The 23,817-nt window shown below is 59.9% G+C and carries 23 protein-coding genes; 2 read left to right on the top strand and 21 right to left on the bottom strand.

Going from position 1 to position 23,817, the window contains the following annotated elements:
* Positions 1-6: 6 nt before the first annotated feature.
* From AB7M32_RS12455 to AB7M32_RS12410, 10 genes are all read right to left on the bottom strand, one after another.
* Positions 7-747 carry a flagellar motor protein gene (locus AB7M32_RS12455; protein ID WP_072408495.1) on the bottom strand — a complete coding sequence of 247 codons (741 nt, stop codon included), beginning with the start codon at positions 745-747 and terminating at the stop codon, positions 7-9.
* Positions 747-1,880 (bottom strand): protein-glutamate methylesterase/protein-glutamine glutaminase, encoded by a 1,134-nt coding sequence (locus AB7M32_RS12450; RefSeq protein ID WP_454250066.1) that lies wholly within the window; start codon positions 1,878-1,880, stop codon positions 747-749. Before AB7M32_RS12450 ends, AB7M32_RS12455 begins: the two co-directional genes overlap by 1 nt.
* Positions 1,881-1,928: 48 nt before the next feature.
* Positions 1,929-4,181, bottom strand: a complete 2,253-nt coding sequence (locus AB7M32_RS12445) for a chemotaxis protein CheA (protein ID WP_454250065.1) — start codon at positions 4,179-4,181, stop codon at positions 1,929-1,931.
* Positions 4,182-4,211: 30 nt separating this feature from the next.
* Positions 4,212-4,997, bottom strand: coding sequence for a protein phosphatase CheZ (locus AB7M32_RS12440; RefSeq protein WP_072408501.1), 786 nt, complete (start codon positions 4,995-4,997; stop codon positions 4,212-4,214).
* 18 nt (positions 4,998-5,015) lie between these two features.
* A complete protein-coding gene (locus AB7M32_RS12435) occupies positions 5,016-5,387 on the bottom strand; it encodes a chemotaxis response regulator CheY (RefSeq protein ID WP_003199125.1) in 372 nt (123 codons plus the stop codon).
* Between the two features lie 167 nt (positions 5,388-5,554).
* Complete coding sequence (gene fliA, locus AB7M32_RS12430) at positions 5,555-6,298, bottom strand: RNA polymerase sigma factor FliA (protein WP_014337177.1); 744 nt, start codon at positions 6,296-6,298, stop codon at positions 5,555-5,557.
* Positions 6,295-7,125, bottom strand: a complete 831-nt coding sequence (fleN, locus tag AB7M32_RS12425; RefSeq protein WP_003184001.1) for a flagellar synthesis regulator FleN — start codon at positions 7,123-7,125, stop codon at positions 6,295-6,297. The genes fliA and fleN overlap by 4 nt, the downstream gene beginning before the upstream one ends.
* A 115-nt stretch (positions 7,126-7,240) precedes the next feature.
* Entirely contained in the window at positions 7,241-8,590 is a 1,350-nt protein-coding gene (flhF, locus tag AB7M32_RS12420; RefSeq protein ID WP_060738636.1) for a flagellar biosynthesis protein FlhF, read from the bottom strand.
* 11 nt (positions 8,591-8,601) lie between these two features.
* A complete protein-coding gene (gene flhA / locus AB7M32_RS12415) occupies positions 8,602-10,731 on the bottom strand; it encodes a flagellar biosynthesis protein FlhA (RefSeq protein ID WP_072408503.1) in 2,130 nt (709 codons plus the stop codon).
* A gap of 193 nt (positions 10,732-10,924) precedes the next feature.
* Positions 10,925-11,641: a hypothetical protein gene (locus AB7M32_RS12410; RefSeq protein ID WP_454250064.1), complete on the bottom strand. Its 717-nt coding sequence runs from the start codon at positions 11,639-11,641 to the stop codon at positions 10,925-10,927.
* 276 nt (positions 11,642-11,917) lie between these two features.
* Between AB7M32_RS12410 and AB7M32_RS12405 the strand changes: the two genes are divergently transcribed.
* Both AB7M32_RS12405 and AB7M32_RS12400 read left to right on the top strand, forming a co-directional pair.
* The gene (locus AB7M32_RS12405) at positions 11,918-13,045 is read left to right on the top strand and encodes an RHS repeat-associated core domain-containing protein (protein ID WP_454250063.1); all 1,128 of its coding nucleotides are present in this window, start codon (positions 11,918-11,920) and stop codon (positions 13,043-13,045) included.
* A 418-nt stretch (positions 13,046-13,463) separates the two neighbouring features.
* Positions 13,464-14,537: an RHS repeat-associated core domain-containing protein gene (locus tag AB7M32_RS12400; RefSeq protein ID WP_454250062.1), complete on the top strand. Its 1,074-nt coding sequence runs from the start codon at positions 13,464-13,466 to the stop codon at positions 14,535-14,537.
* 79 nt (positions 14,538-14,616) lie between these two features.
* Here AB7M32_RS12400 and flhB read toward each other — a convergent pair whose 3' ends face one another.
* From flhB to AB7M32_RS12345, 11 genes are all read right to left on the bottom strand, one after another.
* Complete coding sequence (gene flhB / locus AB7M32_RS12395; RefSeq protein WP_454250061.1) at positions 14,617-15,753, bottom strand: flagellar biosynthesis protein FlhB; 1,137 nt, start codon at positions 15,751-15,753, stop codon at positions 14,617-14,619.
* Between the two features lie 3 nt (positions 15,754-15,756).
* Positions 15,757-16,539 carry a flagellar biosynthetic protein FliR gene (gene fliR / locus AB7M32_RS12390; protein WP_454250060.1) on the bottom strand — a complete coding sequence of 261 codons (783 nt, stop codon included), beginning with the start codon at positions 16,537-16,539 and terminating at the stop codon, positions 15,757-15,759.
* Positions 16,540-16,543: 4 nt separating this feature from the next.
* The gene (gene fliQ, locus AB7M32_RS12385) at positions 16,544-16,813 is read right to left on the bottom strand and encodes a flagellar biosynthesis protein FliQ (protein WP_038858957.1); all 270 of its coding nucleotides are present in this window, start codon (positions 16,811-16,813) and stop codon (positions 16,544-16,546) included.
* A 23-nt stretch (positions 16,814-16,836) separates the two neighbouring features.
* Complete coding sequence (gene fliP, locus AB7M32_RS12380) at positions 16,837-17,586, bottom strand: flagellar type III secretion system pore protein FliP (RefSeq protein ID WP_212797038.1); 750 nt, start codon at positions 17,584-17,586, stop codon at positions 16,837-16,839.
* A complete protein-coding gene (gene fliO / locus AB7M32_RS12375) occupies positions 17,586-18,023 on the bottom strand; it encodes a flagellar biosynthetic protein FliO (protein ID WP_454250059.1) in 438 nt (145 codons plus the stop codon). The genes fliP and fliO overlap by 1 nt, the downstream gene beginning before the upstream one ends.
* Positions 18,024-18,482 carry a flagellar motor switch protein FliN gene (fliN, locus tag AB7M32_RS12370; RefSeq protein WP_072408512.1) on the bottom strand — a complete coding sequence of 153 codons (459 nt, stop codon included), beginning with the start codon at positions 18,480-18,482 and terminating at the stop codon, positions 18,024-18,026.
* Between the two features lie 71 nt (positions 18,483-18,553).
* Positions 18,554-19,522, bottom strand: a complete 969-nt coding sequence (fliM, locus tag AB7M32_RS12365) for a flagellar motor switch protein FliM (RefSeq protein WP_053120288.1) — start codon at positions 19,520-19,522, stop codon at positions 18,554-18,556.
* Positions 19,523-19,531: 9 nt separating this feature from the next.
* Positions 19,532-20,035 (bottom strand): flagellar basal body-associated protein FliL, encoded by a 504-nt coding sequence (gene fliL, locus AB7M32_RS12360; RefSeq protein ID WP_060738644.1) that lies wholly within the window; start codon positions 20,033-20,035, stop codon positions 19,532-19,534.
* A gap of 232 nt (positions 20,036-20,267) precedes the next feature.
* Positions 20,268-21,641 (bottom strand): flagellar hook-length control protein FliK, encoded by a 1,374-nt coding sequence (locus tag AB7M32_RS12355; RefSeq protein WP_454250058.1) that lies wholly within the window; start codon positions 21,639-21,641, stop codon positions 20,268-20,270.
* 88 nt (positions 21,642-21,729) lie between these two features.
* The gene (locus AB7M32_RS12350; RefSeq protein ID WP_053178502.1) at positions 21,730-22,074 is read right to left on the bottom strand and encodes an Hpt domain-containing protein; all 345 of its coding nucleotides are present in this window, start codon (positions 22,072-22,074) and stop codon (positions 21,730-21,732) included.
* Positions 22,075-22,105: 31 nt separating this feature from the next.
* The gene (locus tag AB7M32_RS12345) at positions 22,106-23,812 is read right to left on the bottom strand and encodes a SpoIIE family protein phosphatase (RefSeq protein ID WP_454250057.1); all 1,707 of its coding nucleotides are present in this window, start codon (positions 23,810-23,812) and stop codon (positions 22,106-22,108) included.
* Positions 23,813-23,817: the final 5 nt, after the last annotated feature.

Below are 23,817 nucleotides of genomic sequence, written 5' to 3'. Positions count from 1 at the left end.
CCCCCATTAATCCATGAAGCCCTGGAGCTTCAACTCAATGGAGCGCGGGTTTTCACCTTCGGCGATCGACAGGATCCCTTCCAGCAGCATTTCGCGATAGCGCGACTGGCGCAACGCGATGGCCTTGAGCTTGGCCGCGATGGGCAGCAGCACCAGGTTGGCACTCGCCACGCCGTAGATCGTGGCGACGAACGCCACGGCGATACCGCTGCCCAGCTGCGATGGATCGGCCAGATTGCCCATCACATGGATCAGGCCCATCACCGCACCGATGATGCCGATGGTCGGCGCATAACCGCCCATGCTTTCAAATACTTTGGCCGCCTCGATGTCGCGGCTTTCCTGGGTGTAGAAATCCACTTCCAGGATGCTACGGATGGCTTCCGGCTCGGCGCCGTCCACCAGCAATTGCAGGCCTTTGCGCGAGTAGCTGTCGGGTTCGGCGTCGGCCACCCCTTCCAGGCCCAGCAGGCCTTCCTTGCGAGCGGTCAGGCTCCAGTTCACCACGCGGTCGATGCCACCGGCCAGGTCGACACGGGGCGGGAACAGAATCCAGATCAGCACCTGCATGGCGCGCTTGAAAGCGCTCATGGGCGACTGCAACAGCGCCGCGCCAATGGTGCCACCGAGCACGATCAATGCCGCCGGACCGTTGGCCAACGCGCCCAGATGACCACCTTCCAGGTAATTGCCGCCAATGATGGCGACGAACGCCATGATGATGCCAATCAGGCTGAGCACATCCATTACAGGCAGGCCTCGACCAGGTGTCTACCGATGTCGTCCAACCCGTACACCGCGTCGGCAAGATCGGCTTTGACGATGGCCATCGGCATGCCGTAGATCACGCAACTGGCTTCGTCCTGGGCCCAGATCGCACTGCCGCCCTGCTTGAGCAGCCGTGCGCCTTCGCGACCGTCGGCGCCCATGCCGGTGAGCACCACCGCCAGAACTTTGTCACCGTAGGACTTGGCCGCGGAACCGAAGGTAATGTCCACGCAAGGCTTGTAGTTCAGGCGCTCATCGCCCGGCAGGATTTTCACCGCGCCACGGCCGTCGATCATCATCTGTTTGCCACCCGGCGCCAACAAGGCCAGCCCCGGACGCAGGATGTCACCATCCTCGGCTTCCTTGACGCTGATGTTGCACAGCTTGTCCAGACGCTCGGCAAACGCCTTGGTGAACGCCGCGGGCATGTGCTGGATCAGCACGATGGGAGCCGGGAAGTTGGCCGGCAACTGGGTCAGGACCCGTTGCAGCGCCACCGGGCCGCCTGTGGACGTACCGATCGCCACCAGCTTGTAGGCTTTGCGCTTGGGTGCCGGCGACGTTGCACTGGCAGGTGCCGAACGCGTCGGCGCAAGTGCCGGGGCGCTGCGTACCGGGGCCGGATTGAAGCTGCCCGATGCCGTCGGCGCTGGCGCAGGGCTTGGCGCCGCAACCGGGGCCGGCGCCGGAGTGCTGTAGGCACCGACACGACGATTGCTGCGGGAAATGCTGTGGACCTTTTCGCACAGCAACTGCCGGACCTTGTCGGGGTTGCGCGAAATGTCTTCGAAATTCTTCGGCAGGAAGTCCACCGCCCCGGCGTCCAGCGCATCGAGGGTTACCCGGGCGCCTTCGTGAGTCAGGGACGAAAACATCAACACCGGGGTCGGGCAGCGCTGCATGATATGCCGCACGGCCGTGATGCCGTCCATCATCGGCATCTCGTAGTCCATGGTAATCACGTCCGGCTTGAGTGCCAGGGCCTGATCGATCGCCTCTTTGCCATTAGTCGCGGTACCGACGACCTGAATACTCGTGTCCGCCGAAAGAATTTCCGAGACGCGGCGACGGAAAAAACCCGAATCGTCCACCACCAGGACTTTAACTACCATAAACACTCCGTTAGACGAGGCGCGGCTCTGGGCCGCCCCCCTCCAGAATCAAATACGCCGGGCGGCGTAACGCTTGAGCATGCTTGGCACATCGAGAATCAACGCGATGCGGCCGTCGCCGGTGATGGTGGCGCCGGACATGCCCGGGGTGCCCTGGAGCATCTTGCCCAACGGCTTGATGACCACTTCTTCCTGGCCCACCAACTGGTCGACGACGAAGCCGATCCGCTGAGTGCCCACCGAAAGGATCACCACATGGCCCTCGCCCTGCTCCACATGAGCTGCGGAGCTGACCAGCCAGCGCTTGAGGTAGAACAGCGGCAATGCCTTGTCCCGTACGATCACCACTTCCTGGCCGTCCACCACGTTGGTGCGCGACAGGTCGAGGTGGAAGATCTCGTTGACGTTGACCAGCGGGAAGGCGAAGGCCTGGTTGCCCAGCATCACCATCAGGGTCGGCATGATCGCCAAGGTCAACGGGACCTTGATGACGATCTTCGAGCCCTGGCCCTTGGTCGAATAGATGTTGATCGAACCGTTGAGCTGGGAAATCTTGGTTTTCACCACGTCCATGCCCACGCCACGGCCCGAAACGTCGGAAATCTCGGTCTTGGTCGAGAAACCCGGGGCGAAGATCAGGTTGTAGCACTCGGTGTCGCTCAGGCGGTCGGCGGCATCCTTGTCCATTACGCCGCGTTTCACCGCGATGGAACGCAGCACGTTCGGGTCCATGCCTTTGCCGTCGTCGGAGATCGACAACAGGATGTGGTCACCTTCCTGCTCGGCGGCCAGGATCACCTTGCCGCTGCGGACCTTGCCCGAGGCTTCGCGTTCTTCCGGCGACTCGATGCCGTGGTCGACCGCGTTGCGCACCAAGTGGACCAGCGGGTCGGCCAGGGCCTCGACAAGGTTCTTGTCGAGGTCGGTCTCTTCACCCACCAGTTCCAGGTTGATTTCTTTCTTGAGCTGGCGAGCCAGGTCGCGAACCAGGCGCGGGAAGCGCCCGAAGACTTTCTTGATCGGCTGCATCCGGGTCTTCATGACCGCGGTCTGCAAATCGGCCGTGACCACGTCGAGGTTCGACACGGCCTTGGACATGGCTTCGTCCTGGCTGTTGAGACCCAGGCGCACCAGACGGTTACGCACTAGCACCAGTTCGCCGACCATGTTCATGATCTCGTCCAGGCGTGCGGTGTCGACCCGAACGGTGGTCTCGGCTTCGCTGGCCGGTTTTTCCGCTGGCGCAGCCGCCGGAGCCCGGGCTGGCGCCGGGGCGGCAGCGGCAGGCTTGGCGGGCTCGGCCTTGGGTTCCGGTGCCTTGGCTGCGGGTTTGGGCGCAGCAGCCTTGGCCGCCGGTGCCGCCGCGGTGGCGGCAGGCGCGGCAGACGCCGTACCGACTTCGCTGAACTTGCCCTTGCCATGCAGCTCATCGAGCAGCGATTCGAATTCGTGGTCGCTGATCAGATCGCTGCCAGCGGCAGCGGCGGCAGGCTTGGCCGGCGTCGGCGCCGAAGCGATGGCCGAATCCAGCGCGTCAACGGCAAAGGTGCCCTTGCCGTGCAACTGGTCGAGCAACGCTTCGAATTCGTCGTCGGTGATGTCGGAGCTGTCGCCAGCCGCTTTCGGGGCGGCGGGGGCCGTCGGCGGAACGACCGCATCCGGCGCGAACTGGCCCTTGCCGTGAAGCTGGTCGAGCAGCGACTCGAACTCGGCATCGGTGATTTCATCGCTGCCAGCCCCGGCGCCCTGCGCAGCAGGTGCGACCTGAGCGGCCGGCGCCTCGGCCTGGGCCTTGACGGTATTCAGGGAGTCCAGCAGCTGTTCGAACTCATTATCGGTAATGTCACCCGATTCTTCGGCGACCGGCTCTTCAACCACCGCTTCGGCAACCGGCGCCGCTTCGTCAGCCGATTGCGGCTCGGCCAGGCGTGCCAGCGCGGCGAGCAACTCAGGGGTAGCAGGGGTAATCGGCGAGCGCTCGCGCACTTCGCTGAACATGCTGTTGACCGCATCCAGCGCTTCGAGCACCACGTCCATCAACTCCGAGTCAACACGACGCTCACCCTTGCGCAGGATGTCGAACACGTTCTCGGCAATGTGACAGCACTCCACCAGCTCGTTGAGCTGGAGGAAGCCGGCGCCTCCTTTTACAGTGTGGAAACCGCGAAAAATTGCATTGAGCAGATCCGCATCATCAGGTCGGCTTTCCAGCTCGACCAGTTGTTCGGATAGTTGCTCTAGAATCTCGCCGGCCTCAACCAGGAAATCCTGAAGGATCTCTTCATCGGCGCCGAAGCTCATTAATGGCTGCTCCTAAAACAGGGCTAAAACTCAGAATCCAAGGCTGGACAGCAAATCGTCCACATCGTCCTGACCGGACATAACGTCTTCTCTTTTATCGGCATGAATTTGCGGACCTTCACCCTGAGAGAGATGTTTTTGTGGATCTTTTTCAGCGAGCATCGCTTCACGGTCGTGTTCGATACCTGCAAAGCGGTCGACCTGGCTGGCCATCAACACCAGTTTGAGCAGATTACTTTCAACTTCGGTGACCAACTGGGTCACGCGCTTGATCACCTGACCGGTCAGGTCCTGATAGTCCTGGGCCAGCAGAATGTCGTTGAGGTTGCTTGCCACGGCGCGGTTCTCGGTGCTGCTGCGCGTCAGGAAACCGTCGACCCGACGGGCCAGCTCCCGAAACTCTTCAGCACCGACTTCACGACGCATGAACCGGCCCCAGTCGGTACTCAAGGCCTGGGCGTCTTCGCTCAGGCCATTGACCAGCGGCGTTGCGCTCTCCACCAGGTCCATGGTGCGGTTGGCCGCGGCTTCGGTCAGCTTGACCACATACCCCAGGCGCTCGGTGGCGTCGGTGATCTGCGAGACTTCCTCGGCCTGCGGCATGTGCGGGTCGATCTGGAAATTGACAATCGCGCTGTGCAGTTCACGCGTGAGCTTGCCCACTTCCTGATACAGACCGCGGTCACGGGTCTGGTTGAGCTCATGGATCATTTGAACCGCATCGCCAAAGCGGCCTTTTTCAAGGCTGTCGACCAGTTCGCGGGCATGTTTTTTCAGGGTCGATTCGAAATCGCCCATTGAAGATTCGTTGTCCATAGCTCCCCCGTGGCGCCGTTAACCGATGCGTTCGAAGATTTTTTCGATCTTCTCTTTCAACGCCTGGGCCGTGAAGGGTTTGACCACATAGCCGTTCACACCGGCCTGGGCCGCTTCGATGATCTGCTCGCGCTTGGCTTCGGCAGTGACCATCAGCACCGGAAGATGCTTGAGTTTTTCGTCGGCACGCACTTGGCGCAGCAGGTCGATACCGGTCATGCCCGGCATGTTCCAGTCGGTGACCAGAAAATCGAAGTTGCCACTGTGCAACATCGGGAGCGCAGTGGTCCCGTCATCTGCTTCGGCCGTGTTGGTGAACCCAAGGTCACGCAACAGGTTTTTAATGATCCGCCGCATCGTTGAGAAGTCATCAACGATGAGGATTTTCATGTTCTTGTCCAATTCGACCTCCAAGCAGTCTTAAACGCGCCCAGCACCTGGACGCGCCATTTCAATCAAATCCGGCACAACACTCGACAACGGTCTGGAGCACAACGGATGGAGACTGGCGCAGCACCTGCCAGGCCAGCCTCGTCGCAGTGTCCCCACACTGCCTGTCAACGCGCTCGCCACTCCCCCAAACGCCCCCGCAAACGGGCCGCGCACTGGCTGTGTAACTGGCTGACCCGCGATTCGCTGACCCCCAGGACCTCACCGATTTCCTTGAGGTTCAGCTCTTCGTCGTAGTACAGCGCCAAGACCAGCCGCTCACGCTCCGGCAAATTGGCAATCGCATCCGCCAGCGCACTCTGGAAACGTTCATCTTCCAGGTCACGCGACGGCTCCATGTGAGCACTCGCGTTATCCTCGTGCAGCCCTTCGTGTTCGCCGTCCTGCAACAGGTCGTCGAAACTGAACAGGCGACTGCCCAAGGTATCGTTCAAAATCCCGTAATAATCGTCGAGACTCAACTGGAGTTCGGCCGCAACTTCATGATCTTTAGCGTCACGCCCGGTTTTCGCTTCAATTGCCCGAATCGCGTCACTGACCATGCGGGTATTGCGGTGCACCGAACGCGGCGCCCAATCGCCCTTGCGGACTTCATCGAGCATCGCCCCGCGAATGCGGATACCGGCATAAGTCTCGAAACTGGCACCTTTGCTGGCGTCGTATTTGTTCGACACTTCAAGCAGGCCGATCATGCCGGCCTGGATCAAGTCCTCCACCTGGACACTGGCCGGCAACCGCGCCAGCAAGTGGTAGGCAATACGCTTGACCAGTGGCGCATAACGCTCGATCAATTCGTATTGGGCGTCCCGTGCCGATTTTTTGTAGAGATGGTTGTAACCGCTGGCTGTCATAGCACGGGCCCTGCTGTTTGTTGCACAAGACGCTCGACGAAAAATTCCAGATGCCCGCGGGGGTTGGCCGGCAGTGGCCAGGTATCGACCTTCTGGGCGATCGCCTTGAACGCCAGCGCGCATTTGGAACGAGGAAAAGCTTCATAAACGGCACGTTGCTTCTGGACGGCCTTGCGTACGCTTTCGTCGTACGGCACGGCGCCGACGTATTGTAGGGCGACGTCCAGGAAACGATCGGTGACCTTGGTCAACTTGGCGAACAGGTTGCGCCCTTCCTGCGGGCTCTGGGCCATATTGGCCAGGACGCGGAAGCGGTTCATGCCATAGTCGCGGTTCAGCAGTTTGATCAGGGCGTAGGCGTCGGTGATGGACGTCGGTTCGTCGCAGACCACCAGCAGCACTTCCTGGGCGGCGCGGACGAAACTGACGACCGAGTCGCCGATGCCGGCCGCGGTGTCGATCACCAGCACATCGAGGTTGTCGCCGATGTCGCTGAAGGCCTGGATCAGGCCCGCGTGCTGGGCCGGGGTCAGGTGAACCATGCTCTGGGTACCGGAGGCAGCCGGCACGATGCGAATCCCGCCCGGCCCCTGCAACAGCACGTCGCGCAGTTCGCAACGGCCCTCGATCACGTCCGCCAGGGTGCGTTTGGGGGTAAGCCCCAGCAGCACGTCGACGTTCGCCAGGCCCAGGTCGGCGTCCAGCAGCATGACCCGTCGGCCAAGCTCTGCCAGAGCCAGGGACAAGTTCACTGACACGTTAGTCTTCCCGACGCCACCTTTGCCGCCGGTCACCGCGATCACCTGTACGGGATGCATGCTGCCCATGTTCGTTCTTTACCTTGTCTTCTTAGACGGAGGCCACATTACTGGCTGCGCGTTCGCATAAGGAACAATGCATGGCAGACCATCGATGTAGGTACAAAAAATATTCATGATTACCTCAGCCGACCTGTTTGGTCGGGCTGTGGTAGATGTCAGCGAACATGTCAGCCATGGCTTCTTCGCTGGGTTCTTCCTGCATTTGCACACTCACGGCACGGCTGACCAGTTGATGACGGCGCGGCAGATGCAAATCATCCGGGATCCGCGGCCCATCGGTCAGGTAGGCCACCGGCAGTTCATGACCGATCGCCAGGCTCAACACCTCGCCCAGGCTTGCCGTTTCGTCCAGCTTAGTCAGGATGCAGCCAGCCAGTCCGCAGCGCTTGTAGCTGTGGTATGCGGCGGTTAGAACCTGTTTCTGGCTGGTGGTTGCCAACACGAGATAATTTTTTGACTTGATACCGCGTCCGGCCAGGCTTTCGAGCTGCATGCGCAGGGCCGGATCGCTGGCTTGCAGGCCTGCGGTATCGATCAGCACGACGCGCTTGCGCAGCAGCGGCTCGAGCGCCTGGGCCAGGGATTGGCCCGGATCCACATGAGTCACCGACACATTGAGGATCCGGCCCAGGGTCTTGAGTTGTTCCTGGGCACCGATGCGGAAACTGTCCATGCTCACCAGGGCGATGCTCTGGGCGCCGTACTTGAGTACATAACGGGCGGCGAGCTTGGCCAGGGTGGTGGTCTTGCCCATGCCGGCAGGACCGACCATGGCAATCACCCCGCCCTCCTCCAGCGGCTCGACTTCCGGCGTGGCGATCATCCGCGCCAGGTGCGCCAGCAACATGCGCCAGGCCTGGCGAGGCTCTTCGATACCATTGATCAGCGCCAGCAGGTCCCGGGACAACGGGCCGGACAAGCCGATGCGTTGCAGGCGACGCCACAGGTTGGCCTGGGCCGGACGGCTGCCTTGCAGCTGATTCCAGGCCAGGGAGCCGAGTTGGACTTCCATCAGTTCGCGCAGGCTGTTGAGTTCGAAGCGCATCGAGTCCAGGGCGCGCGGGTCGAGCCCGCGGGCAGGCGCGGCGGGTGCCGGCTCAGGACGACGCGGTTCGGCCTGGGCCTGCTCGATCAGCGGCTCGGCAGCGGTCAACGGCAGGCCCGCGGTCAGCGGCTGGCCGGCGAACAATTGACGATTGGTGCCCGCGGCACCCTCGCCTTCGCTGCTGCGCAGGCTCAGTTCGGCCTGGGCGCTGGCGATGCGCGATTGGGTCTTGCGCAGCTCGTCTTCGAGTTCCATGTTCGGAACCCGCGGGGCCAGCGCAGACAGTTTGTAATCCAGGGCCGCCGTCAGCTCGACACCGCCGGCGATACGACGGTTGCCAATGATGGCTGCTTCAGCGCCCAGCTCGTCACGAACCAGTTTCATGGCCTGACGCATGTCGGCGGCGAAAAAACGCTTCACTTGCATAAACCACTACCTCAGCCGTTGGGCCCTACTGTCGCAACGATGGTCACTTGCTTGTTGTCCGGTATTTCCTGGTACGCCAACACATGCAGCCCCGGGACCGCGAGGCGACCGAATCGCGAGAGCATCGCGCGAATCGGACCGGCCACCAGCAGGATCACCGGTTGGCCTTGCATCTCCTGCCGCTGGGCTGCTTCGATCAGCGAACGCTGCAGCTTCTCGGCCATGCTTGGCTCCAGCAGAACACCCTCTTCCGAGCCTTGTCCTGCCTTCTGCAGACTATTGAGCAATATCTGTTCCAACCTTGGCTCCAAGGTGATCACAGGCAGCTCAGACTCAGTGCCTACAATGCTTTGGACGATTGCGCGGGACACGCCGACCCGAACCGCAGCCACCAAGGCGGCGGTATCTTGACTCTTGGAGGCGTTGTTGGCGATGGCCTCGGCGATACTGCGTATGTCGCGCACGGGCACTTGTTCGGCCAACAGCGCCTGCAGCACCTTGAGCAACTGCGACAACGAAACCACGCCCGGCACCAGCTCTTCAGCCAGTTTTGGCGAGCCTTTGGCCAGCACTTGCAGGAGTTGCTGGACTTCTTCGTGGCCAATCAGCTCGCTGGAGTGCTTGTACAGGATCTGGTTCAAGTGGGTCGCCACCACGGTACTGGCGTCCACCACGGTATAACCGAGGGACTGGGCCTGGGCCCGCTGGCTGATTTCGATCCACACCGCTTCCAGGCCGAAAGCCGGATCCTTGGCGGTGATGCCGTTGAGGCTGCCATAGACCTGGCCCGGGTTGATCGCCAATTCACGGTCGGGGTAGATCTCGGCTTCGGCCAGAATCACCCCCATCAAGGTCAGGCGATAGGCACTCGGCGCCAGGTCGAGGTTGTCGCGAATGTGCACAGTGGGCATCAGGAAGCCCAGGTCCTGGGAGAGCTTCTTGCGCACCCCCTTGATCCGCGCCAGCAACTGACCACCCTGGTTACGGTCGACCAAGGGAATCAGGCGATAGCCGACTTCCAGGCCGATCATGTCGATCGGGGTCACGTCATCCCAGCCCAGCTCCTTGGTTTCCATGGCACGGGCCGGCGACGGCAGCAGTTCCTGCTGGCGCTTGACCTCTTGCAGAGCCTGGACTTTCTGCACGTTCTGCTTCTTCCAGAACAGGTAGGCACCACCCGCGGCGGCGGCGGCCATGGTCAGGAAGGAAATGTGCGGCATCCCCGGCACCAGGCCCATCACGGCCATCAGACCGGCCGCGACGGCCAGGGCCTTGGGCGAAGCGAACATCTGCCGGCCGATCTGCTTGCCCATGTCTTCGGAGCCCGAAGCACGGGTCACCATGATCGCGGCCGCTGTGGATAACAACAGTGATGGCAATTGCGCCACCAAACCGTCACCAATGGTCAACAAGGCGTAAACCCTGCCGGCGTCGCCAAACGACATGTTGTGTTGGAAGATGCCGACAGCCATGCCGCCGATCAGGTTGATGAACAGAATCAGCAGGCCGGCGATGGCGTCACCGCGCACGAATTTGCTGGCACCGTCCATGGAACCGTAGAACTCGGCTTCTTGGGCCACTTCCAGGCGACGCAGCTTGGCCTGGCTCTGGTCGATGAGACCGGCGTTAAGGTCGGCGTCGATCGCCATCTGCTTGCCGGGCATCGCATCGAGGGTGAAACGCGCGCTCACCTCGGAAATCCGCCCGGCGCCCTTGGTCACCACGACGAAGTTGATGATCATCAAGATGGCGAAAACCACGATACCGACCACATAGTTACCGCCAATCACCACCTCACCGAAGGCCTGGATCACCTTACCGGCGGCGGCGTGCCCGTCCTGGCCGTGGAGCATCACCACACGGGTGGACGCCACGTTCAGCGCCAGGCGCAACAGTGTGGCCACCAGCAGGATGGTGGGGAAGACGGCGAAATCCAGTGGCCGCAGGGCGTAGACGCACACCAGCAGCACGACGATCGACAGGGCAATGTTGAACGTGAAGAACACGTCCAGCAGGAACGGCGGCACCGGCAGCATCATCATGGCGAGCATGACCAGCAGCAACAGCGGCACGCCCAGATTGCCCCGGCTGAGGTCTACGACATTGCTGCGCGCGGTGCTGAGTAACTGTGAGCGATCCACCGATTTTCCCCGTTCCTGTGAAGCAAACTTTTGACGCCCGAAGGGGGCGCAGACGGGGTATTGCAAGAAGCCTTCCAACTTTCGCCGGAGGCTGGCATAGAAGCGTTGCACGCAGGCTGTGGGAGCAAAGCTTGCTCGCGATGGCGCAATGGCGCCTGTCAGAGGCTGACGACCCACCACGCCATGCCGATCACTACGCTATAAGCATCTGTTCCTGCAGAATTCGACCAAAATTCAGCGTTGAGCCCCGGACATATCGCATGCCCTTGAAGATCTGAAGCCCTTCTCCGATATCAACCAGTTCGTCACTGGGATACATGCCGACGACTTTCGTCGCAGGCGCCTTGGTATCAGAGGGCGGCGAATCAGGCGAAACGTCATGTCCCTCCATCAGTCCCAGGGCCCACTGGAACCAAATGATCGGCAAATCGGCGATTTCGATCATCCGCTTGGGATCTTCCCATCGAAAGTCTGTGCGCGCGTTCATGCGCAAGCGCGAACCAAAGATTTCAAATTCAGGCTTGCCATAGCGCCTTTGCAGCTCGCCACTTGACCAATTGTTCTGGTAATCATTGGGATTGACGAAGAGACGGAACAACGCAGCGTTGCTGCCGATATTGCCCGCCGCGCCGCCCAGATAATTGAATGAAACGTGGTAGGCCAAACCTTCCAACTCAGGCCGGATAGCGTTGATCGGGCTGTCCAGATAGCCCGGGATGTACTCGTTCGCCAGCTTCACGAAGCGCGTGTAGTCGAGCCTCATGTCGAACGTGAACGAACAGCGGATGGCCCGCTCGCCAGCATTTGCCTCCACCGTTCCTGAAAGAAACTCCAGGCTCATGCCTTCAAGATGCTTGTACATTAGCCTTGCCATGCCCGTGCCCTCGACAGTGAACAGACGCAGCTCCACCGCGCTTCGCCTCACTCGACAGCAGAGATGAAGTCAATGGAGGTATCCAAATTAGATGACCAGGGAAGAGGTCCGTCTACTGTCAGAACTAACAGGTGCAGGGGGCATACGACCCAAGAGCGATCTTTTTCGGCTATCGGCCGGACTCAGGAATCACGCCGCAAATCCGGCGCAATCGGCAGAAGGCAGCAAATATCACTAACAGTTCTGCCAGTTTCCCTTTCTACGTCGAGCCTCGACAATCCTCTTGGACCTCATCCGAACGGAGTGTCGATCATGCCAGCCACGCGTCTCTGCGTTTACAGTTATGACCCCTTGGATCGCCTCACCGGCCAATCCGTGTCAACTCATGCGCCTGTCCAGCGCTTTTATTGTAGGTCCCGCCTGGCTACGGAAATCGAAGGTGCCATCAACCGATCAATTGTTCAGCACGATGAACACCTGCTGGCCCTGACCGAAACCTTGGGCAACATAAGACAAGCAACGCTGGTGGCGACCGATCAACATCGCTCGGTATTACAGGCCCTCGCCGCCAACAAATCGCAGTCCTTCGCCTATTCACCCTATGGCCATCGCCCTGCTGGCGGCGGCTTGCTGAGCCTGCTCGGTTTCAATGGAGAAAGAGCAGACTCGGTGACGGGGCATTATTTGCTGGGAAATGGTTATAGGGCTTTTAACCCGGTGTTGATGCGATTTAATAGCCCGGATCGTTTTAGTCCATTCAAAAAAGGGGGAATAAATCCATACGCCTATTGTTTAGGCGACCCGATCAACATGATCGACCCAAACGGGACGGCAGGCGTTTTACTTCGCACTCCAAATAAGCTCAGTGGCCCCACAGCTGTTTTTGAAAAAAAAATGTCGTTCATCACCTACTGCACGTTCGAGAGTCTAAAATTCGCCCCCAAGTCATTTTCAGACAACACAAACATTCATATAATTCATACTACCCAACGAAAATACCACGACCACTACACTTGGACGCCCGACGTCGCACCCTCCTCCGACTTCTTGCCCCCCATAACAACACACAATGATATGTGGATAATAACTTCCAAAAATATTAAATTAAAAGAAATAGCTTACTCAAAAATAACCGACTTCAAACCACTTGAAAATATTTCATTCGATGAACGCTATTCTCACACCAATCTCAACAATCATCTTGAGAAAGAAAGGGACCGAATTATTCATTCCGGCTACCCCATCAATGAACGCTTCATATTCAACACCGTATTAAGCAACGCGAAAAAAGGAAAGCTACCAGGAGTTGATCCCGCTATGATTAATTACCTACAACCTGCGAAGTTCGAAAATGTTGCCAAGTTAAGGGAAAAAATTAGACGTTTTGAGAGTTTCGACCAATCAAGCCGTAAATCCGGCGGGATTCGCAGATCACCTTGAGCGGCTCGGGGCGCTTGCCTTGCCGGTACAGTGATGGCGGACCTGATAGACGTTACGCCAGTGCCAGGGTCAAGCATCACTCTATTGGCATTTGGAATAGACGGGGGCGCAGCAACCGCTTGAAGCTCAGGGCCGCTGCGCAGCCCAGCGGGAACAGTCCCCTCGCCACAAGGCTCGGGAATACAAGCTTCGTTGAAGCAGTCTTTCCCATCGGAAATTGCTAAAACCTCCCGGAAGTTAATTCCCTGGACCAGGGAGATTAACCGCTCGGTCATGCCGCTACGCTCATCAGGAATCACGCCGCAAATCCGGCGCAATCGGCAGGATGCAGCAAATACCACTAACAGTTCTGCCAGTTCCCCTTTCTACGTCGAGCCTCGACAATCCTCTTGGACCTCATCCGAACGGAGTGTCGATCATGCCAGCCACGCGTCTCTGCGTTTACAGTTATGACCCCTTGGATCGCCTCACCGGCCAATCCGTGTCAACTCATGCGCCTGTCCAGCGCTTTTATTGTAAGTCCCGCCTGGCTACGGAAATCGAAGGCGCCATCAACCGATCAATTGTTCAGCACGATGAGCACCTGCTGGCCCTGACCGAAACCTTGGGCAACATAAGACAAGCAACGCTGGTGGCGACCGATCAACATCGCTCGGTATTACAGGCCCTCGCCGCCAACAAATCGCAGTCCTTCGCCTATTCACCCTATGGCCATCGCCCTGCTGGCGGCGGCTTGCTGAGCCTGCTCGGTTTCAATGGAGAAAGAGCAGACTCGGTGACGGGGCATTATTTGCTGGGAAATGGTTATCGGGCTTTTAACCCGGTGTTGATGCGATTTAATAGCCCGGATCGTTTTAGTCCGTTTGGCGTCGGTGGTGTGAACACTTATGCGTATTGTACTGGCGACCCGATAAACAGGAGAGATCCGAACGGGACGGCTGGTTTTTTTACAAGGATTATAAAATTTTTTTCAAAAGCGAGATCTGGCACGACTCCGCGCGAGGTGCAACACACAACCATTGATACAAATGTCGTGGAACGCATCATAGGCAAGCAAAGCCATGACATATTAAAAACAACCACAACCAGACGAATATTTAACACCGACAATCAATTAACTCACACATTTGAAGTCGAAAAAAAGATACAAGTCCCCAAGAATCCGACGCTTCAAGAGCTAGCCTTTTCCAAGCTAACTAATTACAACGAAGCCAAGTTCCAACAGCTGAGAATAAAGGACAAGAAAGCGATACGTAATTACTCGGAAATTAACTTTCAAAATCACATTGAAAATAAGATCGCAGCAGAACAACTCATTTCAAAAGCCCCATACAGAGAACTTGATCACCGTCTTGCATTCAACGCAGTACTACACGACGCAAAGTCCGGACGCTTACCGGGAGTCGACCCGACTTCAATTGAGGATATAAAAGCGAAAGAGATTCCGTCTACGTCTTTGGATGAGCTTTTATACAGAACGGGACTCGAGTGACGCCGCAAATCGGCAAATCTTCCTGCCTTTGAGCTCCAGCCTTAGTCGACACATAGCATGCTTCGCGAACAAAGCTCACTCAGGAATCACGCCGCAAATCCGGAGGAATCGGCAAATCCTTGAGCGGCTCGGGGCGCTTGCCCTTGCCCGCGCGGTGCTGGCGGATCTGGTAGACGTAGGCCAATACCTGGGCCACGGCCAAGTACAGGCCTCCAGGGATTTCCTGATCGAGTTCGGTGGAGTAATAGATCGATCGCGCCAGCGCCGGGGACTCGAGCAGCATCACTTCATTGGCTACGGCGATCTCACGGATCTTCAGCGCCAGGAAGTCACTGCCCTTGGCCAGCAACACGGGCGCGTTGCCTTTTTCGGGGTCGTACTTGAGGGCGACGGCGTAGTGAGTCGGGTTGGTGATGACCACATCGGCATCGGGGATGGCCGCCATCATCCGCCGCTGGGAGACCTCGCGCTGCAATTGACGGATACGCTGCTTGACCTCCGGCTTGCCCTCCGCATCCTTGTGCTCGTCGCGCACCTCCTGCTTGGTCATCATCAGCTTCTGCTTGCTCTGATACAGCTGGATCGGCACGTCGATGGCGGCGATGAGGATCAGGCCGCAAGCCATCCACAACGTACTCCAGCCCACCAACTGCACGCTGTGGATAATCGCCTGCTCCAGCGGCTCGTGGGCAATGCGCAGCAGATCGTCGATGTCGGCCTGCAACACCGTCAGCGCGACGAACAGGACCAGGAGGAATTTCCCAAACGCCTTGAGCAGCTCCATCAGCGCCGAGGTGGAAAACATGCGCTTGAGACCGGCGGCCGGGTTCATCCGGCTGAACTTGGGCGCCAGGCTCCCGGCGGCGAACAACCAGCCCCCCAGGGAAATCGGACCGATGAAAGCGGCCAGCAGCAAGCAGATCAAGACCGGCTGCACCGCCAGGATCGCGATCTTGCCCGAGTGCAGCAGATACTGGGACATCGCCCCCGGAGACAGCAGCACCTCGCGGGGCAGGGAGAAATTCAGGCGCATGATTTCCAGCAGGTCCAGGGCCAACCCGCCGCCATAAATCAGCAACCCGCCCGCCCCGGCCAGCATGATCGCCAGCGTGTTCAGCTCCTTGGAGCGGGCGATCTCGCCCTTTTCCCGGGATTCGCGCAGGCGTTTTTCCGTGGGGTCTTCTGTCTTGTCCTGGCCACTCTCGCTCTCGGCCATGGCTCAGCGTGCCTGTGCCATGTCGCGTAAAAGCTGCAAGGCCTGGGTGGCCAGCGGCTGATACTGATTGAGGATATCCCCCAGGCTGACCCAGAAAATCACCATGCCCAGTACAAGGGTCAGGGGGAAGCCAATGGAGAAAATATTCAATTGCGGCGCCGCGCGGGTCATCACGCCAAACGCGATGTTGACTATCAGCAACGCGGTGATCGCCGGCAATACCAGCACCATCGCCGCACCCAGGACCCAGCCGAGCTTGCCGGCGATTTCCCAGAAATGATTGACCAGCAATGCACTGCCCACTGGCATGGTGGTAAAGCTCTCGGTCAACACCTCGAACACCACCAGATGCCCATTCATGGCCAGGAACAACAGGGTCACCAGCATCGTCAGGAACTGACCGATCACCGCCGTCGTCACGCCATTGGTGGGGTCGACCATGGACGCGAAGGCCATGCCCATCTGGATCGAGATGATTTGCCCGGCCACCACGAATGCCTGAAAGAACAGCTGCAACGAGAATCCCATCAAGGCGCCGATGAGAATTTGCTCGGCCACCAGCATCAGCGCGCTGAGGTCCAGGGCATTGACCGGCGGCATCGGTGGTAGCCCGGGGGCGATAACTACCGTGATCGCCAGGGCGAAATACAAGCGTATGCGCCGGGGCAACAGGGTGGTGCCGAAGACCGGCATGCTCATCAGCACCGCAGTGACGCGAAACAGTGGCAGGACGAACGATGCCACCCAGGAACTGATCTGGGTGTCCGTCAACTCGAGCATCGACATGGGGTCAGCCGATCAACTGCGGAATACTGCCGTACAGCTGCAGGATGTATTCCATGAAGGTTTGTACCATCCAGGGGCCGGCGACGATCAACGTCACCAGCATCACCAGCAGGCGCGGCAGAAAGCTCAAGGTCTGTTCGTTGATCTGGGTCGCGGCCTGGAACATCGCCACCAGCAACCCCACCAACAGGCTGGGGATCACCAGGATGGCGACCATCATGGTCGTCAGCCAGAGCGCTTCACGGAACAGGTCTACCGCTACTTCAGGCGTCATATCGTCCTACCCGCACAAAAGGCCTAAACACCGCCGAAACTGCCCGCCAGCGTACCGATGATCAACGCCCAGCCGTCCACCAGCACAAACAGCATGATCTTGAACGGCAGGGAAATGATCAGCGGCGAGAGCATCATCATACCCATGGCCATCAGCACGCTGGCGACCACCAGGTCAATGATCAGGAACGGGATGAAAATCATGAAACCGATCTGGAACGCGGTCTTCAGTTCGGACGTCACGAACGCCGGCACCAGGATGGTCAGCGGCGCCTGGTCGGCACTGGGGATATCGGTGCGCTTGGACAGGCGCATGAACAGCTCCAGGTCACTGCTGCGGGTCTGGGCCAGCATGAAATCCTTGATCGGCACCTGGGCCTTGGCCACGGCATCCTGGGCGCTGAGCTTTTCCGCCAGGTACGGTTGCAGCGCATCCTGGTTCACCCGATCGAACACGGGCGCCATGATGAACATCGTCAGGAACAGCGCCATGCCGGTGAGGATCTGGTTCGAGGGAGTCTGTTGCAGGCCCAGGGCCTGGCGCAGGATCGAAAAGACAATGATGATCCGGGTGAAACTGGTCATCAGCATGACGAACGCCGGGATGAAACTCAGCGCCGTCATGATCAGCAGGATCTGCAGGCTGACCGAATACTCCTGTGCCCCTTCGGCGTTGGTCCCCAGGGTGATCGCCGGGATCGACAGCGGATCGGCGGCGAACGCCAACGGTGCGGCCAGCATCAGGGCCAATGCCAACAGAATGCGCAACGGCATTACTTTTTATCCTTCTGGTCTTTCCCCAGCAGCTCCATGAGGCGCTGGGCAAATTCGGGGCTTGCCGGCTCGGTGGAGGGTACCTGCACCGGCTCCTTGAGGACGTGCAAGGCGGTGATGGTGCCCGGGCTCAGGCCCAGCAGGATCTGCTCGTTGCCGACCTGCACCAGCACCAGCCGGTCGCGTGGCCCGAGCGCGCGCGAACCGACGATGTCGATGACCTGGCCCTTGCCGGTTGGTCCCGCCTGTTGCACGCGGCGCAACAACCAGGCGAGAAAGAAGATCAAGCCCAGCACCAACAGCAAGCCGAGCACCAGTTGCGCCAGTTGCCCGGCGACCCCGCTGCCTGCCACCGGCGCAACGGCCGCCGTGGCAACCGGTTCGGCCGCCAGTACGCTCAATGGCAGCATCGACGCTGCGGCGAAGAAACCTTTCACTCAGCGCAGCTTCTTGATGCGTTCGCTCGGACTGATCACGTCCGTCAGGCGAATGCCGAACTTCTCGTTGACCACCACCACCTCGCCATGGGCGATCAAGGTGCCGTTGACCAACACATCGAGCGGCTCGCCGGCCAGGCGGTCCAGTTCGATCACCGAGCCCTGGTTGAGCTGCAGCAGGTTGCGGATGTTGATGTCGGTGCTGCCCACTTCCATGGAGATCGACACCGGGATGTCGAGGATCACATCCAGGTTCGGCCCATCCAGCGTGACCGGCTCGTTGCTCTTGGGCACGCTGCCAAACTCTTCCATCGGCAGGCGGTTGGACCCGTGATTACCGCTGTCGGCGGCCAGCAAGGCATCGATATCAGCCTGCCCGGCGTCGCCGGTTTCTTCCAGGGCCGCAGCCCATTCGTCGGCCAGCGCCTGGTCATCCTGGGTGTTCATATCGTTAGCCATCATTTGTCCTCGGCGGGCAAAAATCAGTAAAAAACGTAAAATCCGTTACAAACTTAAGAAGCTGACACCGCTCAGCGGCGTTCGATCGGCTCGATCACCTGCAACGCCAGGTTGCCTTTGTGAGAGCCCATCTTGACCTTGAAGGCCGGCACGCCATTGGCGCGCATGATCATATCTTCCGGCATCTCGACGGGGATGATGTCCCCCGGCTGCATGTGCAGGATGTCCCGCAGACGCAGCTGCCGCCGGGCAACCGTCGCGCCGATCGGCACATCGACGTCGAGCACGTCCTGGCGCAAGGCGTTGATCCAGCGCTCGTCCTGATCGTCGAGGTCCGACTGGAAACCGGCGTCGAGCATTTCGCGCACCGGCTCGATCATCGAATACGGCATGGTCACGTGCAGGTCGCCGCCACCGCCATCGAGTTCAATGTGGAAGGTCGAGACCACGATGGCTTCGCTCGGCCCGACGATGTTGGCCATGGCCGGGTTCACTTCCGAGTTGATGTACTCGAAGTTCACTTCCATGATCGCCTGCCAGGCTTCCTTCAAATCGATGAAGGCCTGCTCCAGCACCATGCGCACCACCCGCAGCTCGGTGGGGGTGAATTCACGACCTTCGATCTTGGCGTGACGACCGTCGCCACCAAAGAAGTTGTCCACCAGCTTGAACACCAGCTTGGCGTCGAGGATGAACAACGCGGTGCCGCGCAACGGCTTGATCTTCACCAGGTTGAGGCTGGTGGGCACGTACAGCGAATGCACGTACTCGCCGAACTTCATCACCTGCACGCCACCAACAGCCACGTCGGCCGAGCGGCGCAGCATGTTGAACATGCTGATGCGAGTGTACCGGGCGAAACGCTCGTTGATCATTTCCAGGGTCGGCATGCGTCCGCGAACGATGCGATCCTGGCTGGTCAGGTCGTAGCTTTTGACGCTGCCCGGTTCAGCAGCGTTTTCGGTCTGTACCAGACCATCGTCGACACCATGCAACAGCGCGTCGATTTCGTCCTGGGACAGCAGGTCCTGCACGGCCATGTCGTGTTCCTACTGCAATACGAAGTTAGTGAAGAGCAACTGTTCGATCACCACTTTGCCGAGCTCTTTCTGAGCCACTTCCTGCACGCTGGCCGTGGCTTTCTGACGCAGCATTTCCTGGCCGACGGGCGTGGCCAGGGTGTCGAAACTCTGTCCGGAAAAGAGCATCACCAGGTTATTGCGGATCAGCGGCATGTGTACCCGCAGCGCTTCCAGGTCCGCCTGGTTGCGACCTTGCAAAGTAATGCTGACCTGCATGTAGCGTTGACGACCGTTCACGGTGTAGTTGGCCACGAAGGCGGGCGCCATCGGTTCGAAAATCGCCGGCTGCTTGCCCACCGGCGCAGCCTCGACCGCCACTGCCGGCTTGCTCTGAGCGCTGTGCATGAAATACCAGGTCGCCCCTACGGACACGCCGATCGCCAGGAGCAAACCCACCACGATCATGATGATCAGCTTGAGTTTGCCTTTGGTTGCAGGGTCTTTTACAGCTGCTGCTTCACTCTTCGCCATGCCAATAATCCGTCACTAATCGGGGTTTTCACTGTTGCACGGCAAGGCAGGAGCAAGTGTTATGCCAGAAGTGTCAGTACCCAGCACGACAGGCAGATAGGATCTTCAGTCCCCATAAAAACCAATGTGGGAGCGAGCTTGCTCGCGATAGCGATGAACCAGTCCCTGCAAAAGTGACTGACAATCCGCTATCGCGAGCAAGCTAGCTCCCACAGGGGTGAGCATCGTTGGATCAGGCGTAGTAGTCGACCGCGCTGGTGCCAATGACGCTGGTCGTGCTGGCGGCCACTTCAGCGATGCCGGCGGGGCCAGCTTCATCCGCTGAATCCACCCGCCCGCCAGATGACGTCGTGCGCCCGGCCCGGGCCTGCTGCTGGGCTTGCTGCTCCTGGTTCTGCGACCCCCGGGATTGATCCGACACGCTGACGTCGACCTGGCCCATGCCCTGCTGGCTAAAACTGTCCCGCAAGCGATGCAACTGGCCTTCGAGGGCTTCACGAACGCCGGAGTGGGCGCTCATGAACGTGACCTGGGTCTGCTGGTCCGGGACCATGTTCACCCGGATATCCAGGCGTCCGAGCTCAGCGGGCTGCAATTGGATGTCGGCCGCCTTGAGATTGACGCTGGACAGGTACATCACCCGGTTGACCACCTCTTCGGTCCAACCGCTCTGATTCATCGCGATAGGTTGGTTGACCGGCACTGTGTTGGCGGTTTTGGGCGTAGCGGCCTGGGTCAGTGCGGCCAGGCGGTTGGCGAAATCATCCACGCGGGTGTCGCTGGACGCGGCGCCCAAGTCCTTGAGACCCTCGCTGATCAAGCCGCCGAAGGCCTTGTCGCCCCCCTGGCTACCGGACTCGGTACTGTTCTGATCGGCTTGCACGCTGAGCATGCTGGCCATACCGGCGGCAAAGGTCTGCGCCGACGTCGGCTCACCGTCGAGCGACACCGGGGCAGCGCTCTTGGGCTGCGCCTGGCTGGAAGCGGAAACATGACCGCCCTGCTCCATCGCCAAGCGCAAGGCGGGCAATGCGTCGAGAGGGTCGGCTTGTGGGTCGAAGGTTGGATCGACGACCGGGACTGCAGGCTGGGCCGGGGCGGCCAATGGGACAACGGGCGCCGCGACTGCGGTGGCGACCTGGGCCTCAGTCGTGACCGCCACGGGGGCAGTTTCCACCGGGGCTGTCGCGACCGGCACCGTCATCTCCGGCAGCACACCAGGGTCAAGGCTTGGATCGACCGGTGCCGCCTCCGCCACGGGCGTTTCAGCCGAGTCGGCGCTGGTATCGCTGGCAGCCTTGTCGTCGGTGCTGGCGGGTTTGTCCGCGGGCAAGGGTTTGCCGCTATCGGCAACCGCCGGCTCCGGGGCGGCAGGACTTTCGTTGCCGGTGTCTTTTTTGACGGTGTTATCGGCGGCCTTGTCGCGCGCCGATTTCACCACGGGCTCCGGGGCCGCTGCGGCTTTGGCCGGGGCCTGCTTGGCGAAGACTTGAGCGAAGCTGGAGGCTCTATCCCCGAGGTCGGGGGTCGCTGCCGGTGAATTGACGGCGACCTTGGGCTTGGCCTGGACAGAGGCCTGAAGCAGTGAATTGGGGGTAACGGGCATAAAAAGGTCTCCGCTGCACTGGAATCATTTGCACAGTCGAGACTAAGCAATGCAAGGCACGGGCCAACGTTTGCCCGGCCGTCAAATCTCAGCAGTGGAAGCCTTCACGCTCTTCCCGGCAAAGCTTGCGGACATGGGCGAACTCGCTGTCGATTTCGTTGACCAGGTTCTCGATACCGCCCAATGACGGCTGCTTGGCACGCTGTTCCAGTTCGCCGCACAACTCGGCGAGGCGAATGGCGCCCATGTTGCTGCTGCTGCCCTTGAAGCTGTGGGCGGTGGCGCTCAATTTTTCAGCGTCCCGTGCTTCATGCAGCACGCGCAGGCGAGCCTCGGAATCGTTGAGAAACGTATCCAGCAACTCCAGATACCCCTCCTCCATGACTTCCTTCAACGTGCTGAGCACGTCGCGGTCCAGATGAATCTCGTTCACTTGTTCGCTCCCTGATCAAGAATGGCACCAATTATGCCAGAGCCTCCCAGATAAACTCCACGCGCGCACTACGACCATCGTCTGACCAACTGGCCTGATGGCTCAACTGGCGTACCAGGCTCACGCCGCGTCCCGACAACCGATCACTGTCCACGGGCCGTGCCAGCACCCGGGCGACATCGAAACCCTCGCCGCTGTCTTCGACCTCAATGGCCAAGCGACCACCCTCGCCGTTTGGCGAAACGTGCAAGTGCACCCGCACGTAACCGTCGCTCAGTTCATCCAGGCGTGTATTGCGCTCGCTGTAGTAGCGAGCAAAACCCGCCGCATCACGCTTGAGGCTCGAATCGAGCCCCAGCACCCCGTGATCCAGGGCATTGGAGTAGAGCTCAGACATCACGCTATAAAGGGCACCACTCTGCGCCCTGAGCCCATGGACCTCAAGCAGCAACTGCAACAGGTAGGGCATCGGGTTGAAGCGCTTGAGCGTCTGCGCCCGAAACTCGAAGCTCACCGACCAGTCCAGTGGGCTGGACTGCCCGCTATCGGAATAGACCGGTGGTGGCGGATTGAGTTGCGTCGGTGCGACCAGTCGCACCTCGACCATGCTGAAGTCGTCACGGGCCTCACCGCGAAAATCCCGCAGGGCCTGCTGAATGTCCTCAAAAAGACGGTCAGGTTCACGGTTGGCCGAAAATACCTGCTGCAACCGCTCCACGCCAAACGGCCGGTCATCGCGGTCACTGGTCTCGATTACGCCATCGGACAGCAGGAACACCCGATCCCCCAGCGACATCGAATGCACCTCGGTGCGGTCATCGAACAGGTGCGGCGCGAGCACGCCCAACGGCAAGTGCCGCGCCGGCAAAGGCGTACGCTCGCCGCTGAGGCTGTCATGCAGGTAACCATCGGGCATGCCACCGTTCCAGATCTCCACCGTGCAACGCTGGAAACTGAGGCACAACAGCGTTGCACAACAGAACATGTCCACTGGCAGGATGCGCTTGAGCTTGGCATTCATCTCCCGCAGGATCTGCGCCAAGCCGTAGCCCTTGGCCGTCATCCCGTAGAACACTTCCGCCAGCGGCATCGCACCGACCGCAGCCGGCAAACCGTGGCCGGTGAAGTCCCCCAGCAGGATGTGCATGTCACCGGCCGGGTTGAACGCCGCCAGCAGCAAGTCGCCATTGAACAGGGCATAGGGCGATTGCAGGTATCGGATGTTGGGTGCACTCAGGCAGCCGGAGTGGGCGATCTTGTCGAAGACGGCCTTGGCGACCCGTTGTTCGTTGAGTAGATAGTCATGGTGCCGGGCGATCTGGTCGCGCTGCTCCACCACCGTGGCCTGCAACCGGCGCAAGCGGTCCATGGCCTTGATCTTGGCCGCCAGGATTACTTGGTTGTAGGGCTTGGCCAGGAAGTCATCGCCGCCCGCTTCCAGGCAACGGGCCAGCGCTTCGCTCTCAGTCAGTGAGGTGAGGAAAATGATCGGGACCAATTGGTCCCCAGCCAGTTGCTTGATTCTCTGTGCGGCTTCGAAGCCGTCCATCACTGGCATCATCGCGTCCATCAGCACCAGGTGCGGACGCTGTTCCAGGTAGGCGTCGACCGCTTCGGCGCCATTGGCCGCGGTGAGCACGTGGTGACCCTGGCGGCGGACAATGGTCGACAACAGCAGTCGATCAGCGGCACTGTCTTCGGCAATCAAGACCGTCAGTGGCTCCGACGACGATTGCATGGCGA

The organism is Pseudomonas sp. R151218B TE3479, assembly GCF_053629195.1.
Note: the sequence above shows the minus strand (reverse complement) of the source record. Positions and strands in the feature narration are given on the sequence as shown.